This is a genomic window from Pantoea sp. IMH, from assembly GCF_000599885.1.
Lineage (GTDB): Bacteria > Pseudomonadota > Gammaproteobacteria > Enterobacterales > Enterobacteriaceae > Erwinia.
The window spans coordinates 398,329-416,084 of sequence record NZ_JFGT01000006.1; the positions used below are offsets into that span (position 1 = coordinate 398,329).

Sequence of the window (17,756 nt, forward strand, 5' to 3'; positions counted from 1 at the left end):
AAGAACAATTATTTGAATAAATATTCGCTTGTTAGGGACGTTATAGTTGATTATTACTAGTTATATAAATGTAAGCGTACGCCAAGGACTGTATTGACGACAAGGGTTATTCCTGAAGCAGTGTGATACGCCACAGTAGCAGTTCGCTGATCTGGTTTACTGGCCAGCCTGCAGTGAAAATAGCGCTCCGGTTTCACGCCATCCAGTTTGCACGTCCCGATTAGGCTGTACAGCATGGTTTCACGTTCACCTCCGCGATCCGAACCGAGGAACAGGTAGTTTTTTCGACCGATACTGACCATCTGCAGCACATTTTTAGCGATAATGTTATCCGCTTCTGCCAGCCATCTTACGTGTAGTACGTCAGCGCCGCCCACTAGTTCAGGACATAGGTGAACGCCTTTGCCAACCCTGAGTATCGGGATAGGGTTTTCATCTTTTTAGGTTGCCAACTTTCCAGTGATTTCGGGCACGTTTTCGCTTTAAACTGACGTCCGGCAAGGCGTTGTCCGCTTACTCCTCCGGTGTCAGGTTGCCCAGCGATTTTTACGGGCGTTCATAGTTAGACTCCTATAACTAATTTCCTTAATTTCCTGTACTTAATTCAGTGTATTAGACAGATAAAAATCGAATATTTAAGTTCAGTATGTCCGGTTAAAGCGTTCAATAAATGCAATATGAGGCGGTTTGCCCGGTTTGGTTAATTCCAGTTTCATAGCATGTATTTCTGACCATCCGGCCAGAGTCAGTGAAATAAATTCCGGCCTATCGTTCATGCAAAGCATCACGGGATATCCCCGGTTTGCCTTGCTCCTTCCGAATCAACGAATCACTCGCTGGAATGGCAAATCCAGGTCTGTTTCGTTCACCAGTGCTTGACGATGAAAGCCATCAACGACATTGAACGTTAGAAAACGACGGCCGCAAAACAATGCGACGTGCATAAAATAAACAGACCAGCTCTGTTTCATCACTTCTGGCGTAGCCAGCGGTGATGGATTACGTACCGGCGGACGCTATTTAAATTTGCGACAAAAATTCAGCTTCAGCAGGCAGTAAATACGGTCTACTTGTTTGTGATTCTGGGAATATCCCTGCCGTCGCAGAGCCGAAAACCATGCCGTGGATGCTGTCCGTCAGTGGTTACCGCTATCTGTATCCTGAAATGCAGCATCAGCCTGCGGGTTTGGCAGCGTCAGCGCAAAAAGCCATTTTTATTCAATTACTGATAATTCAGATAGCTACGACGGCATGCTTACTCAAGATTGCACGTTGCAGCTAAGCTCTCATTAATAGTCTGGGCAGATTTTTTTAACGATGATGAGAATGCTATGGTCATGGCACGGTAGGGAGGCAAAACCTGATTAACCGGGGCTGTCATAGTGACTAAATAGCACCCCCTGAAAACTTCTTTTGTTCCATCATAATTTTCCGCCTCAATGGCAACGGGCAGATCCCAGCCCCACGTTCCCGCTGCGTTATCACTTTCAGCCTTGCCTGCAATCACCCTGATGCTGCGCGTATTCTTATATCCCTGGACCCAGGAAAGAAAGTCAGGGCGACGCTCTTCAGAAAGATAGCTATAGGCGCGGGAAAATTCTGCCCGGTTGAGGGCATTATAATATGATGCAATCAGCGCTTCCGGAGAGCTGCGGTCGTCCTGGTAGTCCGGGACATCACTATTCATTCTGCGCTCAACTATCTGTTCAACGATCGTCATTGCTTCATCCTTCGGCTGATGCGAAGAGGATATGGCGTAAACGCCAGGGAGAGCACAACAACTTATCAGTACTATAAGCGGTAAAACGTGGACAGGGTGCCAGTTACCCGACATAAGTAACACTCCTTCAGTTTAGTCAATTGCAAATAGTGGTGTTTAAGCTCACCCGCCAGGTTGATTTTAACCCTGTTTTCAGGACGCGTTAAGCGGACCGCCCGTGTTTAAATGGCTGAAAAGAAAAATCCACGCGATTGCGTGGATTTTATCGGATATATCGCGCTTTATCAGGTTCGGTAAAACCTCATAAGACAACAGAGGCGATTTAGACGTTAAACAGGAAGTTCATCACGTCGCCATCTTTCACGATGTAATCTTTCCCTTCTGAACGCATTTTTCCGGCTTCCTTCGCGCCCTGTTCACCTTTATAAGTGATGAAATCTTCATAGGCGATGGTCTGTGCGCGGATAAAGCCTTTCTCGAAGTCGGTATGAATTTTACCGGCTGCCTGCGGTGCCGTGGCGCCAACAGGAATGGTCCAGGCGCGGACTTCCTTCACGCCAGCGGTGAAGTAGGTCTGGAGATTCAGCAGTGAATAGCCTGCGCGAATAACGCGGTTCAGGCCCGGCTCTTCAATGCCCAGTTCGGCCATAAACTCTTCGCGGTCAGCATCTTCCAGCTCGGCGATGTCCGATTCCACTGCGGCGCAGACGGCGACAACCACAGACCCTTCTGCGGCGGCGATTTCACGCACTTTGTCCAGATAAGGGTTATTTTCAAAGCCGTCTTCGTTAACGTTGGCGATATACATGGTCGGCTTCATGGTCAGGAAGCTCAGGTAACGGATGGCCGCTTTATCTTCATCGCTCAGATCCAGCGAGCGGAGCATACCGGCGTTTGACAGATGCGGCAGACATTTCTCCAGCGCGGCCTGCTCAGCCTTAGCATCTTTATCGCCACCTTTGGCTTTTTTCTGCACGCGCTGCAGGGCACGTTCGCAGGTATCGAGGTCTGAGAGCGCCAGCTCGGTGTTGATCACCTCAATATCATCAGCCGGATCGACCCGGTTATTCACGTGAATGATATTGTCATTCTCGAAGCAGCGCACCACGTGGCCGATGGCCTCGGTTTCACGGATATTGGTCAGGAACTGGTTGCCCAGACCTTCGCCTTTCGACGCGCCTTTTACCAGTCCGGCGATATCCACAAATTCCATGGTGGTCGGCAGGATACGCTGCGGCTTGACGATTTCCGCCAGCTTGTCCAGACGGGAGTCAGGCATTGGCACCACGCCGGTATTCGGCTCAATGGTACAGAACGGGAAGTTAGCTGCTTCGATGCCCGCTTTGGTTAACGCATTGAACAGGGTGGATTTCCCGACGTTTGGCAGGCCCACAATACCGCATTTGAATCCCATGTTTGAATCACCTTAATTGCTTGATAATCAGGCTATTATTCATGGCCCGATGTCTGAGTAGGTTGTGTCACTAAAAAGTTTCCGCACATTATACACGTAATTATCGCCTTGATGGCGGGGATTTGCGGCCTGGCGGCGCAGAATGAGGTTGAGATCTTACTCACATTTCCCGATACTGGGCCGACTTAACCGCTAACGGAGACGATTGCAGATGCCTGGCTTCCTGCTTACGCCACCCTGAGTGTTCCCTTTCTTCGCGGCTGTCGCTGCGTCTCTCATCCTCCGGATGAACCTTACTGTGCCTGTAACTCGGGGACAGATATCACCTGTACATAAAAATATCTGGAAATAAGCATGTTTAAATTCAGCAACCTCAGGGCTGCCGACGTGAAAAACGACGTCCTGGCCGGCGCCGTTGTCTCTGTGGCCCTGATCCCGGAAGCCACCGCTTTTTCGCTGCTGGCGGGGCTGTCACCGACCATCGGGCTGCACACCGCTTTTATTCTCGGGCTGGTCACCGCCCTGTTTGGCGGCAAGCCGGGTATGATTTCTGGCGCCGCAGGATCGATTGTGGTGGTGCTGGTGAGCCTTATCCAGACGCATGGCTATGAATATGTTCTGCTGGCCACTATTCTGGCCGGACTCATTCAGCTCGCCATTGGCGTGTTCAGGTTAGGAAAATTCATTCGTCTGGTGCCACAGCCTGCCATTTATGGCTTCGTTAACGGTCTGGCAATTGTGATTGCGCTGGCGCAGATCCCGATGATTAAGGATCAGGGGCCGGTGATGTATGCGCTGGTGGCGCTGGCTATGCTTATCGTCTGGCTGTTTCCTAAGTTCACCCGCGTAATCCCAGGCTCGCTGGCCGCACTGATCGCCATCAGCGCCATCGCCATCGGCTTCGGTCTGGATACCCGCCGCGTGGGCGATCTGGCCGATATCTCCGGCACGCTGCCGTTCTTCCATCTTCCGGACGCGCCGCTGAGCTGGGAAACGCTGAAAATCGTTTTGCCTTATGCCGTAATCATTGCGCTGGTGGGCCTGATTGAGTCACTGCTGACCCTGGCGGTGCTTGATGAAATGGGCAGTAAAAAGGGCAGCGGTAATCAGGAGTGCGTGGCGCAGGGCATCGGCAATACAATCTGCGGCTTTTTTGGCAGCTTCGCGGGTTGCGCAATGATTGGGCAGTCAATCATTAACTTTACCTCGGGTGGCCGTGGCCGCATCTCCAATCTGGTGGGCGCAATCCTGCTGATCCTGTTTGTGATTAGCCTCTCTGATTATATCGCCCTGCTGCCGGTCGCGGCGCTGGCGGGCATTATGTTTGTGGTCTGCATCAATACTTTTGAGTGGAGCTCGCTGCGCCGGCTGAAGCGTATGCCGAAGCCCGATGCGGTGATTATGATTACGGTTACCGTCGTGACCATCTATACCGATCTGGCGATGGCGGTGATTTTTGGCGTTATCGTCTCGGCGCTGGTCTTCGCGTGGCAACATGCACGCATCACTATCCTTGACCAGCGCGAGGAAGAGGGGATGAAGACCTATAAGCTGGAAGGGCCGTTGTTCTTTGGTTCCTCCGCGAGCTTTAATGAGCTATTTCATCCTGAGCAGGATCCCCAGACCGTGGTAATCGATTTTGCCCGTACGCGAGTTATGGACTCAAGCGGCGTAGAGGCGATCGATAAACTGACCAGCCGCTATATTGAGGCAGGAAAAAATGTGCGCCTGCGCCATCTCAGTCCGGACTGCATCAGCCTGCTCAAACAGGCAGGCCCCTTCTGTAGCCATGAGCTGGACGATCCAGATTACAAAGTCGCGTCAGATAACAGCTGACGTTTAAAGCTGCGGGCGGTCCTGCCGATAACGATAAAAATCGTCGTATTGATTACCAGTTTTACAGAATGAACGTCTAGAGTTTATCTGTACGACGATTTTTAGCACTGGCAGGACGCCCGCACACTGGCTTGATGGCATGAAAAATAATTATCTTTGCGTCCCCATACATACGCTCAGCGGAGAGATCGTGGCGCTCGATCTCAGGCAGGCTGACCGTTCCGGTTCACCAGCGCCACCCGACGAAGATCCTGAAGCTGTGCTGCTTAACCAGCTACTGACGCTGGAGCAGTACGCGGATTATTTCAGCCAGCGTGGGCTGTTATGCAGCGTCAGTATCAATTTTCAGCTGGCAAAGGCGGTGGTGCAATCCCCCTTTCTTCAGCAGATTTTGAGTCATTTACCCTTTGTGCGGCTGAAGGTGTCGGAGGATTTCCCGAATCTGCACGATGGCCCTGATAATCCCATTTTACGGGAGCTGGTCGGCCAGCTTAATATTCTCTGGCTGGATGATTTAGGGGCAGGGGATGCCAATCTTAATGCGCTGCAGTCGAGTATGTTTGAGGCAGTAAAACTCGATCGCCAGTTCTATCTGGATAATATCGACAAGCCGTTTTTCACCATTCTGATTGCGCATATCCGGCAATATACCAACCGGGTGATTGTCGAAGGGAGCGAAGGCGGACTCCAGCTGGAGAAACTGGCCGCCAGTAAAATCTGGGCGGTGCAGGGGTATTTTGCGCCCGCGATGCCGCTTGAAACGCTGGAAGCAACCGACTAAGGGCGCGCGCGGAGCCTGTTGTCCCGCTACAGGCTCCCTGCTCTGTTCATTTCATCGCCTTGCATGCTCCGTTCCGCTGCGGCTGAAAGCTTATCAGACCTAAAAACGGCGCTTATCCATGTTCAGGCCGCCGCTCTTCTGTTTTATTATGACGCCTTATAACTGTGCAGGCGATTCATCGCCTTAAGACGATCTTCCTTCAGCCAGACTTCGGTACAGCGTGCGGCTTCATCAATGGCGTTATCGATCAGCGTCTGTTCAGCCGCCTGAGGCTTACCCAGCACAAATCCCACCACTTTGTTGCGATCGCCCGGATGGCCGATGCCGATGCGCAGACGGTGGAAATCCACGCTGTTGCCGAGTTTACTGATGATATCTTTCAGCCCGTTATGACCGCCGTGACCGCCACCCTGTTTGAATTTTGCCACGCCGGGCGGCAGGTCAAGTTCATCATGTGCCACCAGAATCTCTTCCGGTGCAATGCGGTAAAACGTCGCCATCGCCGCCACCGCTTTGCCGCTCAGGTTCATAAAAGTGGTCGGCACCAGCAGCCGGACATCTTCGCCACCAATATTAAGACGGGCGGTATAGCCGTAAAATTTACTCTCTTCTTTAAGTGACTGGTTGTGACGTCCGGCCAGCAAGTCGACGTACCAGGCGCCGGCATTGTGGCGAGTTGCGGCATATTCGGCGCCTGGATTGGCCAGGCCGACAATCAGTTTAATGCTGCTCACGTATCTGTTTTCCTGAGAATTGCGATAGGGAAGGGACGTAGTGTACGTTGAGCGGCGAAAGAACTCAAAACAGCGAAAAGGTGTGATTTAAATCGCAATAGTTGCCAACGGTGATAATACGTTTTCTATATTAAATCAGGCGGTTAGCCGTAAAGTTTTGTCAAAATATAAGCAATAAATGTGATCGCTAGCTCATCGTCACCCAGAACCATTGCTTACACTTATCTTACTCAGCACAGGATTGTGCTTACGAACCACGCAGGAGGTTAAAGATGAGACGTAAATATACCAATCTTACCGGCAACGCGTTGATGATTCTGGGTCTGGTAGTGATGGTGGGCGGCGTTGGATATGCCGTATTAAATCAGCTGCCTCAGCTTCATCTGCCGCAATATATGGTTCACGGGGCTATCTTCAGCATCTTTGTTGGTGCGCTTCTCTGGCTGGCGGGTGCCTGTATCAGTGGCCGTGAGAAAGTGTGTGATAAATATTACTGGCACCGCCATTATGGTGACAAACGCTGTCGCCGGACGTCCAGTCACACGCATCATTAACCCCTCGCTCTGCGTCGCAGGCCGCGGCGCAGAGCCACGCTCTGGTGGTGTACCGCCATACTCACACGTCAATTATCTTACCGTTAATCTGGTGCAGCGCTTATGTGCAGTCATCAAACCGCCCTTTATCATTTTCCCTGACGCCTTCAGGTGAGCAGCAAAGTTTATTTTTATCCCGCTGAGTAAGGCTATTTATTCTCTTTATCGCGTATTTGGTATCGCCTTATGCTAAACGCAGCATGTTTGGGCGGGGCGCTCGCGGCCTAAGCGTGTGAATATCTGAACCGGAAATTTTCGCTGATTTCACTGCACATCCGGCTATCCGTTACCGAATTATTATCCTGGAACAGAGTGGAAAAGGCTCTCTACAGACCGCTGAAAAGGTACGCTTAAATTAGCGGGAATAGTAGATAAGGGAGCGCTGGCTGGACAAAACGGATGGGGAGCAGGCTTTTAAAGGCGGGCTGGACGGCAGGATTAAGGCAAAAGAAGCGGGACGGGCGAACCCGTCCCTCAGGTTATCAATGCTCAAACATGGCAGAAATAGACTCTTCGTTGCTGATGCGACGAATCGCTTCAGCCAGCATGCCAGACAGCGTCAGCGTACGCACATTTGGCAGCGCCTTGATCTCTTCCGGCAGCGGAATGGTGTCGCAAACCACCACTTCATCAATCACGGAATGACGCAGATTTTCCACGGCATTACCGGAGAAGATCGGGTGTGTGGCGTAGGCAAAGACGCGTTTAGCACCGCGTTCTTTCAGCGCTTCCGCCGCTTTGCACAGCGTTCCACCGGTATCGATCATATCGTCCACCAGCACACAGTCACGGCCGGCAACGTCACCGATGATATGCATCACCTGCGAAACGTTGGCACGTGGACGGCGCTTGTCGATAATTGCCATATCCGTGTCATTGAGCAGCTTGGCGATGGCACGGGCGCGGACGACGCCGCCGATGTCCGGGGAAACCACGATAGGATTTTCCAGACCGATTTGCAGCATATCTTCCAGCAGGATAGGGCTGCCGAAGACGTTATCAACCGGGACGTCGAAGAAGCCCTGAATCTGCTCAGCATGCAGATCCACGGTCAGGACGCGGTCAACGCCTACGCTTGAAAGGAAGTCAGCAACAACTTTAGCCGTGATAGGGACGCGTGCGGAACGAACGCGACGATCCTGACGGGCATAGCCAAAGTAAGGGATAACGGCGGTAATACGACCAGCTGAGGCGCGACGCAGGGCATCGACCATCACAACCAGTTCCATCAGGTTATCGTTGGTCGGCGCGCAGGTGGACTGGATGATGAAAATATCACCACCGCGTACATTTTCATTAATTTGTACGCTCACTTCACCATCACTGAAACGACCGACGGCGGCGTCGCCCAGGCTAGTGTAAAGGCGGTTGGCAATACGTTGTGCTAGTTCCGGTGTGGCGTTACCAGCAAAAAGCTTCATATCAGGCACGAGAAGAACCTCAGGCTTTGCGTCCAGAGAATGAACAACGTCGTTACGGCACTGGGCGTGATACTGCAACGACGGTTTCATACGGGTGTAATAGAGCTTCGTGCGGCATCAGGAACAGGGGGATGCCGTCACGCAGACTCCGGTTGCTCGAAAAGGCAGCGGTGCAGCGGCGAAACGTTAACGCCTCGCGCAACAAAGCCCTGCCACTCTTTCGGAGCCAGCTCAAACACCTGGCGGGCCGCGCACTCGGTGTCAAATTCGGCAAACACACAAGCGCCGGTTCCGGTCAGGCGCGACGGCGCGTATTCTAGCAGCCAGGAAACGAGCTGTTCAACCTCGCGAAAACGTTTTCTTACTACTGGCTCACAATCATTGCTGAAATGCGTCTGTAATAACTCACTGATTTGCCTTACCGGCGTGTCTCGTTTCAGCAGCGGATCGCTGAACACGACCGGCGTGGCGATGCTGACGCCCGGATGGATCACCAGATACCATTTTTCGCTGGGCGACGCGGGGGTGAGCTGTTCTCCCACACCCTGCGCAACGGCGGCAAAGCCCCGGACAAAAACCGGCACGTCGGCACCCAGCGTCAGACCGAGCGCTGCCAGCTTCTCAAAACTGAAGCCGGTTCGCCACAAATGATTGAGGGCAACCAGCACGGTTGCGGCATCGGATGAACCGCCGCCCAGCCCGCCGCCCATCGGCAGACGCTTTTCGATGGCGATGGAAACGCCAACGCTGGCGGTAATGTTGCCGCTGCGTAGCGCTTCTTCCTTCAGTAACGTCGCCGCACGAACGACCAGATTCTCCCGATCCGGCACGCCTTCAACCGGCGTCAGCAGCCTGATTTCACCGCTCTCGTCCGGCTGGAAGCGAAGTTCATCGCCGTAATCAAGAAACTGAAACAGCGTCTGCAGATTGTGATAGCCGTCGGGGCGACGCCCGGTCACGTAAAGAAAGAGATTCAGTTTCGCCGGAGCAGGCCAGATGAGAGGGCCAGCCTCCGGCGTGAGGGTTTTTCCTGCGATCATTTCACCGTCCAGCTGTCCATTTTCAGCTTGATACGCTGGTTACCTTCTTTCAGCTCAAGCCTGGCAGGCAGGGCGGGTTGCTGTTTCTCGTCATAATCCTGCCAGGTGACGGTCCAATCCTGACCATTGCGGCTGTAATGCAGCTCGCGCAGCCGATATTTATCATCCAGCGAGTAATCAGTCGCGTCGCCTGGCAGACCCACCATCCACTTACGCAGATTATTGAGCGGGATGTCCATACCGGTTAGCTGGGAGATCATCTTCTCTGCATCGTTGCTGACATAGCGTTTGCCTTTGTTATCGACCAGCTGTACCACGCTGCCCTGGGCATCGAGCTGTAATTCTGTGCTGCCGAGCGGATTGGTCAGCAGCAGCCGGTAGCGATCCGATGCCGTTTGCTGCCAGTTGAAGCGCGCATAGACTTTCTGGCTATCGGAGAGATAGGCAAAAGCGCCGCGGGTCTGGTACTGGGTGATTTTTTCCACTGCCTGCTGCTGTTGCTGCCACTGCGGCGAGGTAACGCTCGGTCCAGGCCCCTGGGGTTTATTGACGCTACAGGCGGCCAGCAGCACGCTGGCAAGCGGTAAAAGCCGCATCAGGCGGCGATTCTTGATAAACATAGAGAGGTCAGCTCCTCAGACTCCGTACGGGCGTTCTTGCCCAGTTTAACCGCCCACGCTATCGGCCCGCTAAGACGGCGTCAATGTTCAAATTATCTTATTTGCGCCGCTAACGCGCTATCTTGTTACCCTGAAGAGCAAAGGATGGCTTTTCTTGATCTCGCTCATCTTGTAGAATGCGCATCACAAAACCCTATCAACAGTGGGATAACCCAGACCAAATCACCATGACGTTGCTGGCGCTCGGAATAAATCATAAAACGGCACCTGTTGCTCTGCGCGAACGCGTTACGTTCTCGCCGGAGACGCTGGATCAGGCCCTGAATAGCCTGCTGGCTCAGCCGCTGGTGCAGGGGGGCGTTGTGCTGTCCACCTGTAACCGGACCGAGTTATACCTCAGTGTGGAACAGCAGGAAAATCTTCAGGAACAGCTGGTCAACTGGCTCTGTGGCTATCACGGCCTGAGTCCGGATGAAGTGCGCCAAAGCCTCTACTGGCATGAGGATAACGAGGCGGTCAGCCACCTGATGCGCGTGGCCAGCGGCCTCGACTCGCTGGTGCTGGGCGAACCTCAGATTCTGGGTCAGGTGAAAAAAGCCTTTGCTGACTCGCACCGCGGCCATACCCACGCCAGCGAACTTGAGCGGATGTTCCAGAAATCCTTCTCGGTGGCGAAGCGGGTGCGTACAGAGACCGAGATTGGCGCCAGCGCGGTGTCGGTGGCCTTTGCCGCCTGCACGCTGGCGCGTCAGATTTTCGAATCGCTCTCGACGGTTAACGTGCTGCTAGTTGGCGCGGGAGAAACCATCGAGCTGGCGGCCCGTCATCTGCGTCAGCACAACGTCAAGAAACTGATTATCGCCAACCGTACGCGTGAGCGTGCGCAGGTGCTGGCTGATGAAGTTGGCGCAGAGGTGATAGGCCTGGCTGACATTGATGCCCGTCTGCCCGAAGCTGATATTATCATCAGCTCCACGGCGAGCCCGCTGCCGATTATCGGTAAAGGCATGGTGGAACGTGCGCTGAAGCAGCGCCGTAATCAGCCGATGCTGCTGGTGGATATCGCCGTGCCCCGCGACGTAGAGCCGGAAGTAGGTAAGCTCGCTAACGCCTATCTCTACAGCGTGGACGATCTGCAGGCCATTATCGAAAACAACCTGGCGCAGCGCAAAGCGGCGGCGGTGCAGGCTGAAACTATCGTGATGCAGGAAAGCAGCGAATTTATGTCCTGGCTGCGCGCGCAAAGCGCCGTCGAGACCATTCGCGACTACCGCTCTCAGGCGGAACAGGTGCGGGCGGAGCTGGAAGCCCGGGCGCTCGCTTCGCTCCAGCAGGGTGCTAACGCAGAAGAAGTGATGCGCGAGCTGGCCCGCAAACTGACCAACCGACTGATCCACGCTCCGACCAAATCTCTTCAGCAGGCTGCCCGCGACGGGGATGACGAACGCCTGCAGATTTTACGCGACAGCCTCGGGCTGTAGCGCTTTCGCCCTATTCTTAATACAGGTAAACCAACACCCATGAAGCCTTCTATTGTTGCCAAACTGGAAGCCTTGCAGGAGCGCCACGAAGAAGTGGAGGCGATGCTGGGCGACGCAGGCGTTATCGCCGATCAGGAGCGCTTTCGTGCGCTCTCGCGCGAATATGCGCAGCTGACCGACGTCAGCCAGTGCTTCCGCAAATGGCAGCAGACTCAGGACGATATCGCCACCGCCGAAGAGATGCTTGGCGACGCGGAAATGCGCGATATGGCGCAGGAAGAGCTGAAAGCCGCTCAGGCAGCCAGCGAGCAGCTGGAGCAGGAACTGCAGGTATTGCTGTTACCGAAAGATCCTGATGACGAGCGCAACTGTTACCTGGAAGTGCGCGCCGGGACCGGCGGCGATGAAGCCGCAATTTTTGCCGGCGATCTCTTCCGCATGTACAGCCGCTATGCGGAAGCCCGGCGCTGGAAGATTGAAGTGATGAGCGTCAACGAAGGCGAGCATGGCGGCTATAAAGAGATTATCGCCAAAGTAATCGGTGAGGGGGCCTTTGGTCGCCTGAAATTCGAATCGGGCGGCCATCGCGTACAGCGTGTACCGGAGACCGAATCTCAGGGACGTATTCACACCTCAGCCTGCACCGTGGCCGTGATGCCGGAACTGCCGGAAGCGGAGCTGCCGGATATTAATCCTGCCGATCTCAAAATCGATACTTTCCGCTCCTCAGGCGCGGGCGGACAGCACGTTAACACCACGGACTCCGCTATCCGCATTACCCACCTGCCGACCGGCATCGTGGTGGAGTGTCAGGATGAGCGTTCTCAGCATAAAAACAAGGCCAAAGCGCTGGCCGTGCTGGGTGCGCGCATCCGGGCGGCTGAAATGGCCCGCCGTCAGCAGGATGAAGCCTCGACGCGCCGTAATCTGCTGGGCAGCGGCGACCGTTCCGATCGCAACCGGACCTACAACTTTCCCCAGGGCCGCGTGACCGATCACCGTATCAACCTGACCCTCTATCGTCTGGATGAAACCATGGAAGGCAAGCTGGATTTTCTGATTGAGCCGATTGTGCAGGAATACCAGGCGGACCAGCTGGCTGCCCTGTCAGGACAAGAGTAATGGAGATTCGCCAGTGGCGGCGTGCCGCTCTCGCCCAGCTCTCAGCGGGCGAAAGCCCGAAGCGCGATGTGGAGGTTCTGCTGGCGCACGTCACCGGCAAATCCCGCAGCTGGCTAATCGCCTTTGATGAGACGGTGCTGACGCCGGAACAGCTTGAACAGCTCAGCGCGCTGGTAGCACGCCGCGCCAGCGGTGAGCCCGTCGCCTGGCTGACCGGCGAGCGCGAATTCTGGTCTCTGCCGCTTCTGGTTTCCCGTGATACCCTGATCCCGCGTCCCGATACCGAACTTCTGGTGGAGGTGGCGCTTGCCCATCTGCCGCAAAACGGCCCGACGGTGCTCGATTTGGGTACCGGAACGGGCGCTGTTGCGCTGGCGATTGCCAGCGAGCGGCCAGATGCTCAGGTAACCGGTGTCGATTGTATCGCGGGTGCGGTCGGGCTGGCGCAGAATAACGCACAGCGCCTGGCGCTGGCCAATGTACGTTTCTTCCAGAGTGACTGGTTCAGTGCGATCGGAGAGGCGCGGTATACGCTCATTGTCAGTAATCCGCCCTATATTGACGAAGCGGACGAGCATCTCTGCCAGGGCGATGTGCGTTTTGAGCCCATTAGTGCGCTGGTGGCAGGCGATCATGGCCTGGCAGACATCAAAAAAATCAGTGCCAGAGCGGCTGACTATCTGTTGCCGGGAGGTTGGCTGATGTTTGAACATGGCTGGCAGCAGGCAGAACAGGTAAGGGCGATACTGCGCAGCCATCATTTTGTGCAGGTTGAGACTTGCCAGGATTATGGCGGAAACGATCGCGTCACTTTTGCTCAGCTTTCAGAATAAAGGACGGAATAATGGCCACATGGTATGGCGTCATTAAGAATCTTCATATCCTCACCGTGGTGATCACCATCACGATGTTTATCCTGCGTTTTTACTGGTTACAGCGTGGATCGGCCTGGCTGACGCGCCGCTGGGTACGTATTGTGCCGCATATCAACGATACGCTGCTGTTACTTTCCGGTATCCTGTTGGTGGTGATAACGCATTTCTATCCCTTCACGCCGCAAGGCGCCTGGCTGACTGAGAAGCTGTTTGGCGTTATTATCTATATCGCACTCGGTTTTGTCGCCCTGAGCCGCAGGCCGCGGGGAGAGAAGGTGCGCTGGATTGCATTTATTGTGGCGTTGGTCGCTCTGGTGCTGATTTATAAACTGGCCACGACGAAAATGCCACTGTTGGGGATTGTATGACGTCAAAAGCAACTACAGATACCACAGCGCTGCCGCTGTGTGAGGCGGTAATCGCAGCCACGCAGGCGATCCGCCCCGACTTTCCTGCTGAAGACGTAAAAAAACAGCTGGCGCAGCTGGTGGGCGAGGCGCGTAGCGCCATCCCGGCCCAGCTTGAGCAGGATTGCCAGATGGAAAAACTGATCGAACTGTTCTGGCATACCTGGGGATTCGGCGGTGCCAGCGGCATCTATCGTCTCTCCGATACGCTCTGGCTGGATAACGTACTGAAAACGCGTCAGGGCACGGCAGTGTCGCTGGGCGTCATTTTTCTGCATATCGCGGGTGAGCTTTCGCTGCCGGTGATGCCGGTTATTTTTCCCACGCAGCTGATACTGCGCGCGGACTGGATTGATGAAGAGATGTGGTTCATCAATCCGTTTAATGGCGAAACGCTGAGTGAACATACGCTGGAAGTCTGGCTGAAGGGCAATATCGGGCCGGTAGCCGAGCTTTATGATGATGATCTTGAAGAGGCGGAACCGCGCCAGGTGCTCTGCAAGATGCTGGACACGCTGAAGTCAGCGCTGATGGAAGAAAAACAGATGGAGCTGGCGCTTCAGGTCAGTCAGGTACTGGTGCAGATGGACCCCGAAGATCCCTATGAGATCCGCGATCGCGGCCTGATCTTCGCCCAGCTGGACTGTGAGCATGTCGCGTTATCCGATCTGACCTATTTTGTGGAGCATTGTCCGGAAGATCCCGTCAGTGAAATGATAAAGTTACAAATTCATTCGATTGAACAAAAACAGATCACGCTGCACTAATCTGTAAACTCTGCATATAAGGCGAAGGCATGAAACAAAAAGTGGTTAGCATTGGAGATATCAAGGTAGCAAACGACCTGCCGTTTGTGCTGTTTGGTGGCATGAACGTGCTGGAGTCGCGCGACCTCGCGATGCGCATCTGTGAACATTACGTGACCGTGACCCAGAAGCTGGGTATCCCTTACGTGTTCAAGGCCTCTTTTGATAAAGCCAACCGCTCTTCCATCCGCTCCTATCGTGGGCCGGGTCTGGAAGAGGGGATGAAAATTTTCCAGGAGCTGAAGCAAACGTTCGGGGTGAAAGTCATCACCGATGTGCATGAGGCGAGTCAGGCGCAGCCGGTTGCCGATGTGGTTGATGTGATCCAGCTGCCAGCCTTCCTGGCGCGCCAGACCGACCTGGTCGAAGCGATGGCGAAAACGGGCGCGGTTATTAACGTCAAAAAACCGCAGTTTGTCAGCCCGGGTCAGATGGGCAATATCGTGGAGAAATTTGCCGAAGGCGGCAACGAGAAGATCATTCTTTGCGATCGCGGCGCCAACTTTGGCTATGACAATCTGGTAGTGGATATGCTGGGCTTCAACGTCATGAAGCAGGTCTCAAACGGCAGCCCGGTGATTTTTGACGTCACGCACGCGCTGCAGTGTCGCGATCCCTTCGGCGCGGCCTCCAGCGGCCGTCGCGGTCAGGTGACGGAACTTGCCCGTGCGGGCATGGCCGTGGGCCTGGCGGGCCTCTTTATTGAAGCGCACCCGGATCCGGCGAACGCCAAATGCGATGGCCCTTCAGCCCTGCCGCTGGACAAGCTGGAGCCCTTCCTGGCCCAGATCAAAGCGATCGACGATCTGGTGAAAAACTTCCCGGCGCTCGATACCAGCAGCTGATGCACTACACGGCGGGCATCCGGATGGACCCGCCGTTTTTTTAGCTGAAGCACCTTAAGACGCCGGAATTTTTCCGGCGTTCTGACTTTCAGTAACGGAGTTTACTTATGAAAAAAGAAGCCGCACTGCTGATCGCAGCGATAACCCTCATCGGCTGTAGCGCCCAGTCCGCTCAGCGTGACGAGACGGCAGCGCTTGCTGACCGCCATTTTGTGCTGACCAGCGTGGATGGTGAAGCGATCGGGCCGCGTGAAGGCGTTAAGCCGGTTATCCGCTTCAGCAGCGATATGCACGTCAGCGGCGTGATGTGTAACCGTTTCTTCGGTCAGGGAAAACTGGCAAAAGGCGTGCTGACTCTGCCACAGATGGCCACTACGCGGATGATGTGCAGCGATCAGAAACTGAACCAGTGGGAAAATATGCTGGGCACTGTGCTGTCTCAGGGTGCCAAAGTAACGCTTGAGCAGCAAACCCTCACGCTGAACGGCGCCGGGCATAAGCTGGTTTACCGCGCAGAGCAGTGAACCGAAGACGGCTGCCACTCTTCCGATCGGCCGGTTAACTCGTACGACATGATCTTCACTTTATACCGTCGGGATTGCCCCGGTATAAGCTGAAAAGGCCAGCCTTAATGGGCTGGCCTTTTTACTGAGCGCGGTTTCAGCCTTAGAGCATAATCGTCATCAGATAGCCGATAAACAGCGCCAGGTGGGCCGTGCCGTTTAGCACATTGGTACGACCGGTTGAGAACGAAATCTGGCAGAGCAGCAGGGCGGAAATCATCATCACCATCTGCGGTGGCTCCAGGCCAAAGATCAGCTGCTGCCCGGTCAGCGTGGCGATGATGGAGACCGTGGGTACGGTCAGCGAGATGGTTGCCAGCACCGAGCCAAAGAAGAGATTCATCGCACGCTGAACCTGATTAGCCAGCACCGCCTTGATGGCGCCCAGCCCTTCAGGCGAGAGGATCAACAATGCGATCAGAAAGCCGGTGAACTGCGCTGGCGCGTTCAGCTCAGTGAGCAGCGACTCCAGGGTGTTGGCATTCATTTTGGTGACCGCGATAACGGCAATCAGATGAATGATTAGCCAGAGGGTATGCCACAGGCTGGAGTGCGCCGATGGTTTGCCATGGTGAGGGTCGTCCCCTTCATCTTCATGCTCATAAACAAACAGACTCTGGTGCGTTTTGGTCTGGATCAGCAGGAATACGCCATACATCGCCGCGGAGATGGCGGAGATCATCAACGCCTGAGTCACGGTGAAATTGCCGCCCGGCAGGGCATTGGGAAACACCATCACCAGAATGCCAAGCGGGAAAATAGCGATCAGATACTGCTTAACGCCGGCCAGATTAACGTACTGCGTGGCAAACTTCCGTCCCCCTAACAGCAGCGATGCGCCAACCAGACCACAGGTCACGATCATAATGATGGAGTAAAGGGTATCGCGCATCAGGGCCGGAGCCGCATCTCCCGTCGCCATCAGGGCAGAGATCAGGCTGACTTCCAGAATAACGACCGAGAGGCTGAGGATCAGCGAACCATAGGGCTCGCCCAGGCGGTGGGCGAGCACATCGGCATGGCGCACCACGCTAAAGGCGCTGCTGAGGATAGCGACCAGCGCCACCAGGTTGATGCCGATAATTACCGGCAGGGACCCTGAAGCCCCCCAGAACCATAAAATGGCCAGCGCGGCGAGGGGGAAGATCAGAGAATACTCGGTGTGGCGAGTTTTGCCGCTTTCATGCGCACTCATAGGCGTCGTTTTCCTTTTGCTGTCCGGTTAGCCTGACGTCAGATAATGATCGAAGAAATTTCTTTTGCTGTCAGCGTCAAGTATATGACAAGCCGCGTAGTGTAGCGGATAAAGGCGCTGGTGGCCTGTTATTTTACGTAATTTTACTACTTTCGAAGTTTTTTTGAGTGAGGTCTTTGTTTGCTTAAGGTAAATTTTTAATTAAATGAATTCTAAGAAAAAATTATCTTACAATAAACAATTGTCTGCGCTTAAAGTTGGATTTTATAGCCATGTCACCCCAGTGAATCCGTTATAACTGGC

Annotated in this window: 17 protein-coding genes and 2 pseudogenes; 10 read left to right on the forward strand and 9 right to left on the reverse strand. The window is 54.4% G+C overall.

Annotated elements, in window-relative coordinates:
- Positions 1-106 precede the first annotated feature (106 nt).
- The 4 genes and pseudogenes from EA20_RS21160 to ychF all read right to left on the reverse strand — a co-directional run.
- Positions 107-508, reverse strand: a pseudogene (locus tag EA20_RS21160) (transposase); the annotation flags it as partial.
- 41 nt (positions 509-549) lie between these two features.
- Positions 550-1,115, reverse strand: a pseudogene (locus tag EA20_RS21165) (IS3 family transposase); the annotation flags it as partial.
- A 140-nt stretch (positions 1,116-1,255) separates the two neighbouring features.
- On the reverse strand, positions 1,256-1,720 hold the full coding sequence (locus EA20_RS0116315; RefSeq protein ID WP_024967841.1) for a hypothetical protein: 465 nt from the start codon (positions 1,718-1,720) through the stop codon (positions 1,256-1,258).
- Positions 1,721-2,042: 322 nt separating this feature from the next.
- Positions 2,043-3,134 (reverse strand): redox-regulated ATPase YchF, encoded by a 1,092-nt coding sequence (ychF, locus tag EA20_RS0116320; protein WP_024967842.1) that lies wholly within the window; start codon positions 3,132-3,134, stop codon positions 2,043-2,045.
- A gap of 354 nt (positions 3,135-3,488) precedes the next feature.
- Here ychF and EA20_RS0116325 point away from each other — a divergent pair, with 354 nt between their 5' ends.
- Both EA20_RS0116325 and EA20_RS0116330 read left to right on the forward strand, forming a co-directional pair.
- Positions 3,489-4,970: a SulP family inorganic anion transporter gene (locus EA20_RS0116325; protein WP_024967843.1), complete on the forward strand. Its 1,482-nt coding sequence runs from the start codon at positions 3,489-3,491 to the stop codon at positions 4,968-4,970.
- Between the two features lie 139 nt (positions 4,971-5,109).
- A complete protein-coding gene (locus tag EA20_RS0116330; protein ID WP_024967844.1) occupies positions 5,110-5,751 on the forward strand; it encodes an EAL domain-containing protein in 642 nt (213 codons plus the stop codon).
- Between the two features lie 146 nt (positions 5,752-5,897).
- On the opposite strand, the gene pth is transcribed toward EA20_RS0116330, so the two are convergent.
- Positions 5,898-6,485: an aminoacyl-tRNA hydrolase gene (gene pth / locus EA20_RS0116335; RefSeq protein ID WP_024967845.1), complete on the reverse strand. Its 588-nt coding sequence runs from the start codon at positions 6,483-6,485 to the stop codon at positions 5,898-5,900.
- A 272-nt stretch (positions 6,486-6,757) separates the two neighbouring features.
- On the opposite strand from pth, the gene ychH reads away from it, so the two are divergent.
- On the forward strand, positions 6,758-7,039 hold the full coding sequence (ychH, locus tag EA20_RS0116340) for a stress-induced protein YchH (RefSeq protein WP_024967846.1): 282 nt from the start codon (positions 6,758-6,760) through the stop codon (positions 7,037-7,039).
- 521 nt (positions 7,040-7,560) lie between these two features.
- On the opposite strand, the gene prs is transcribed toward ychH, so the two are convergent.
- The 3 genes from prs to lolB form a co-directional block, all read right to left on the reverse strand.
- Positions 7,561-8,508 (reverse strand): ribose-phosphate diphosphokinase, encoded by a 948-nt coding sequence (prs, locus tag EA20_RS0116345; RefSeq protein ID WP_124232585.1) that lies wholly within the window; start codon positions 8,506-8,508, stop codon positions 7,561-7,563.
- A 128-nt stretch (positions 8,509-8,636) separates the two neighbouring features.
- Complete coding sequence (gene ispE / locus EA20_RS0116350; RefSeq protein ID WP_024967848.1) at positions 8,637-9,539, reverse strand: 4-(cytidine 5'-diphospho)-2-C-methyl-D-erythritol kinase; 903 nt, start codon at positions 9,537-9,539, stop codon at positions 8,637-8,639.
- Positions 9,536-10,159, reverse strand: coding sequence for a lipoprotein insertase outer membrane protein LolB (gene lolB / locus EA20_RS0116355; protein ID WP_024967849.1), 624 nt, complete (start codon positions 10,157-10,159; stop codon positions 9,536-9,538). The genes ispE and lolB overlap by 4 nt, the downstream gene beginning before the upstream one ends.
- Positions 10,160-10,386: 227 nt before the next feature.
- Between lolB and hemA the strand changes: the two genes are divergently transcribed.
- From hemA to EA20_RS0116390, 7 genes are all read left to right on the forward strand, one after another.
- Positions 10,387-11,640, forward strand: a complete 1,254-nt coding sequence (gene hemA / locus EA20_RS0116360) for a glutamyl-tRNA reductase (RefSeq protein ID WP_024967850.1) — start codon at positions 10,387-10,389, stop codon at positions 11,638-11,640.
- 39 nt (positions 11,641-11,679) lie between these two features.
- On the forward strand, positions 11,680-12,762 hold the full coding sequence (gene prfA, locus EA20_RS0116365; RefSeq protein WP_024967851.1) for a peptide chain release factor 1: 1,083 nt from the start codon (positions 11,680-11,682) through the stop codon (positions 12,760-12,762).
- Positions 12,762-13,595, forward strand: coding sequence for a peptide chain release factor N(5)-glutamine methyltransferase (gene prmC, locus EA20_RS0116370; protein WP_024967852.1), 834 nt, complete (start codon positions 12,762-12,764; stop codon positions 13,593-13,595). The genes prfA and prmC overlap by 1 nt, the downstream gene beginning before the upstream one ends.
- A gap of 11 nt (positions 13,596-13,606) precedes the next feature.
- Positions 13,607-14,005 carry a SirB2 family protein gene (locus EA20_RS0116375; protein WP_024967853.1) on the forward strand — a complete coding sequence of 133 codons (399 nt, stop codon included), beginning with the start codon at positions 13,607-13,609 and terminating at the stop codon, positions 14,003-14,005.
- Positions 14,002-14,811, forward strand: coding sequence for an invasion regulator SirB1 (sirB1, locus tag EA20_RS0116380; RefSeq protein WP_024967854.1), 810 nt, complete (start codon positions 14,002-14,004; stop codon positions 14,809-14,811). The genes EA20_RS0116375 and sirB1 overlap by 4 nt, the downstream gene beginning before the upstream one ends.
- A 29-nt stretch (positions 14,812-14,840) precedes the next feature.
- Positions 14,841-15,695: a 3-deoxy-8-phosphooctulonate synthase gene (gene kdsA / locus EA20_RS0116385; protein WP_024967855.1), complete on the forward strand. Its 855-nt coding sequence runs from the start codon at positions 14,841-14,843 to the stop codon at positions 15,693-15,695.
- 107 nt (positions 15,696-15,802) lie between these two features.
- On the forward strand, positions 15,803-16,219 hold the full coding sequence (locus EA20_RS0116390) for an META domain-containing protein (RefSeq protein ID WP_024967856.1): 417 nt from the start codon (positions 15,803-15,805) through the stop codon (positions 16,217-16,219).
- A 142-nt stretch (positions 16,220-16,361) separates the two neighbouring features.
- Here EA20_RS0116390 and chaA read toward each other — a convergent pair whose 3' ends face one another.
- Positions 16,362-17,453, reverse strand: coding sequence for a sodium-potassium/proton antiporter ChaA (gene chaA, locus EA20_RS0116395; protein WP_024967857.1), 1,092 nt, complete (start codon positions 17,451-17,453; stop codon positions 16,362-16,364).
- Positions 17,454-17,756 lie beyond the last annotated feature (303 nt).

Coding starts and splice junctions, on each gene's coding strand:
- EA20_RS0116315 (WP_024967841.1), bottom strand. CDS start 1,720: ATGACGATCGTTGAACAGATAGTTGAGCGCAGAATGAATAGTGATGTC.
- ychF (WP_024967842.1), bottom strand. CDS start 3,134: ATGGGATTCAAATGCGGTATTGTGGGCCTGCCAAACGTCGGGAAATCC.
- EA20_RS0116325 (WP_024967843.1), top strand. CDS start 3,489: ATGTTTAAATTCAGCAACCTCAGGGCTGCCGACGTGAAAAACGACGTC.
- EA20_RS0116330 (WP_024967844.1), top strand. CDS start 5,110: ATGAAAAATAATTATCTTTGCGTCCCCATACATACGCTCAGCGGAGAG.
- ychH (WP_024967846.1), top strand. CDS start 6,758: ATGAGACGTAAATATACCAATCTTACCGGCAACGCGTTGATGATTCTG.
- ispE (WP_024967848.1), bottom strand. CDS start 9,539: ATGATCGCAGGAAAAACCCTCACGCCGGAGGCTGGCCCTCTCATCTGG.
- lolB (WP_024967849.1), bottom strand. CDS start 10,159: ATGTTTATCAAGAATCGCCGCCTGATGCGGCTTTTACCGCTTGCCAGC.
- hemA (WP_024967850.1), top strand. CDS start 10,387: ATGACGTTGCTGGCGCTCGGAATAAATCATAAAACGGCACCTGTTGCT.
- prfA (WP_024967851.1), top strand. CDS start 11,680: ATGAAGCCTTCTATTGTTGCCAAACTGGAAGCCTTGCAGGAGCGCCAC.
- prmC (WP_024967852.1), top strand. CDS start 12,762: ATGGAGATTCGCCAGTGGCGGCGTGCCGCTCTCGCCCAGCTCTCAGCG.
- EA20_RS0116375 (WP_024967853.1), top strand. CDS start 13,607: ATGGCCACATGGTATGGCGTCATTAAGAATCTTCATATCCTCACCGTG.
- sirB1 (WP_024967854.1), top strand. CDS start 14,002: ATGACGTCAAAAGCAACTACAGATACCACAGCGCTGCCGCTGTGTGAG.
- kdsA (WP_024967855.1), top strand. CDS start 14,841: ATGAAACAAAAAGTGGTTAGCATTGGAGATATCAAGGTAGCAAACGAC.
- EA20_RS0116390 (WP_024967856.1), top strand. CDS start 15,803: ATGAAAAAAGAAGCCGCACTGCTGATCGCAGCGATAACCCTCATCGGC.
- chaA (WP_024967857.1), bottom strand. CDS start 17,453: ATGAGTGCGCATGAAAGCGGCAAAACTCGCCACACCGAGTATTCTCTG.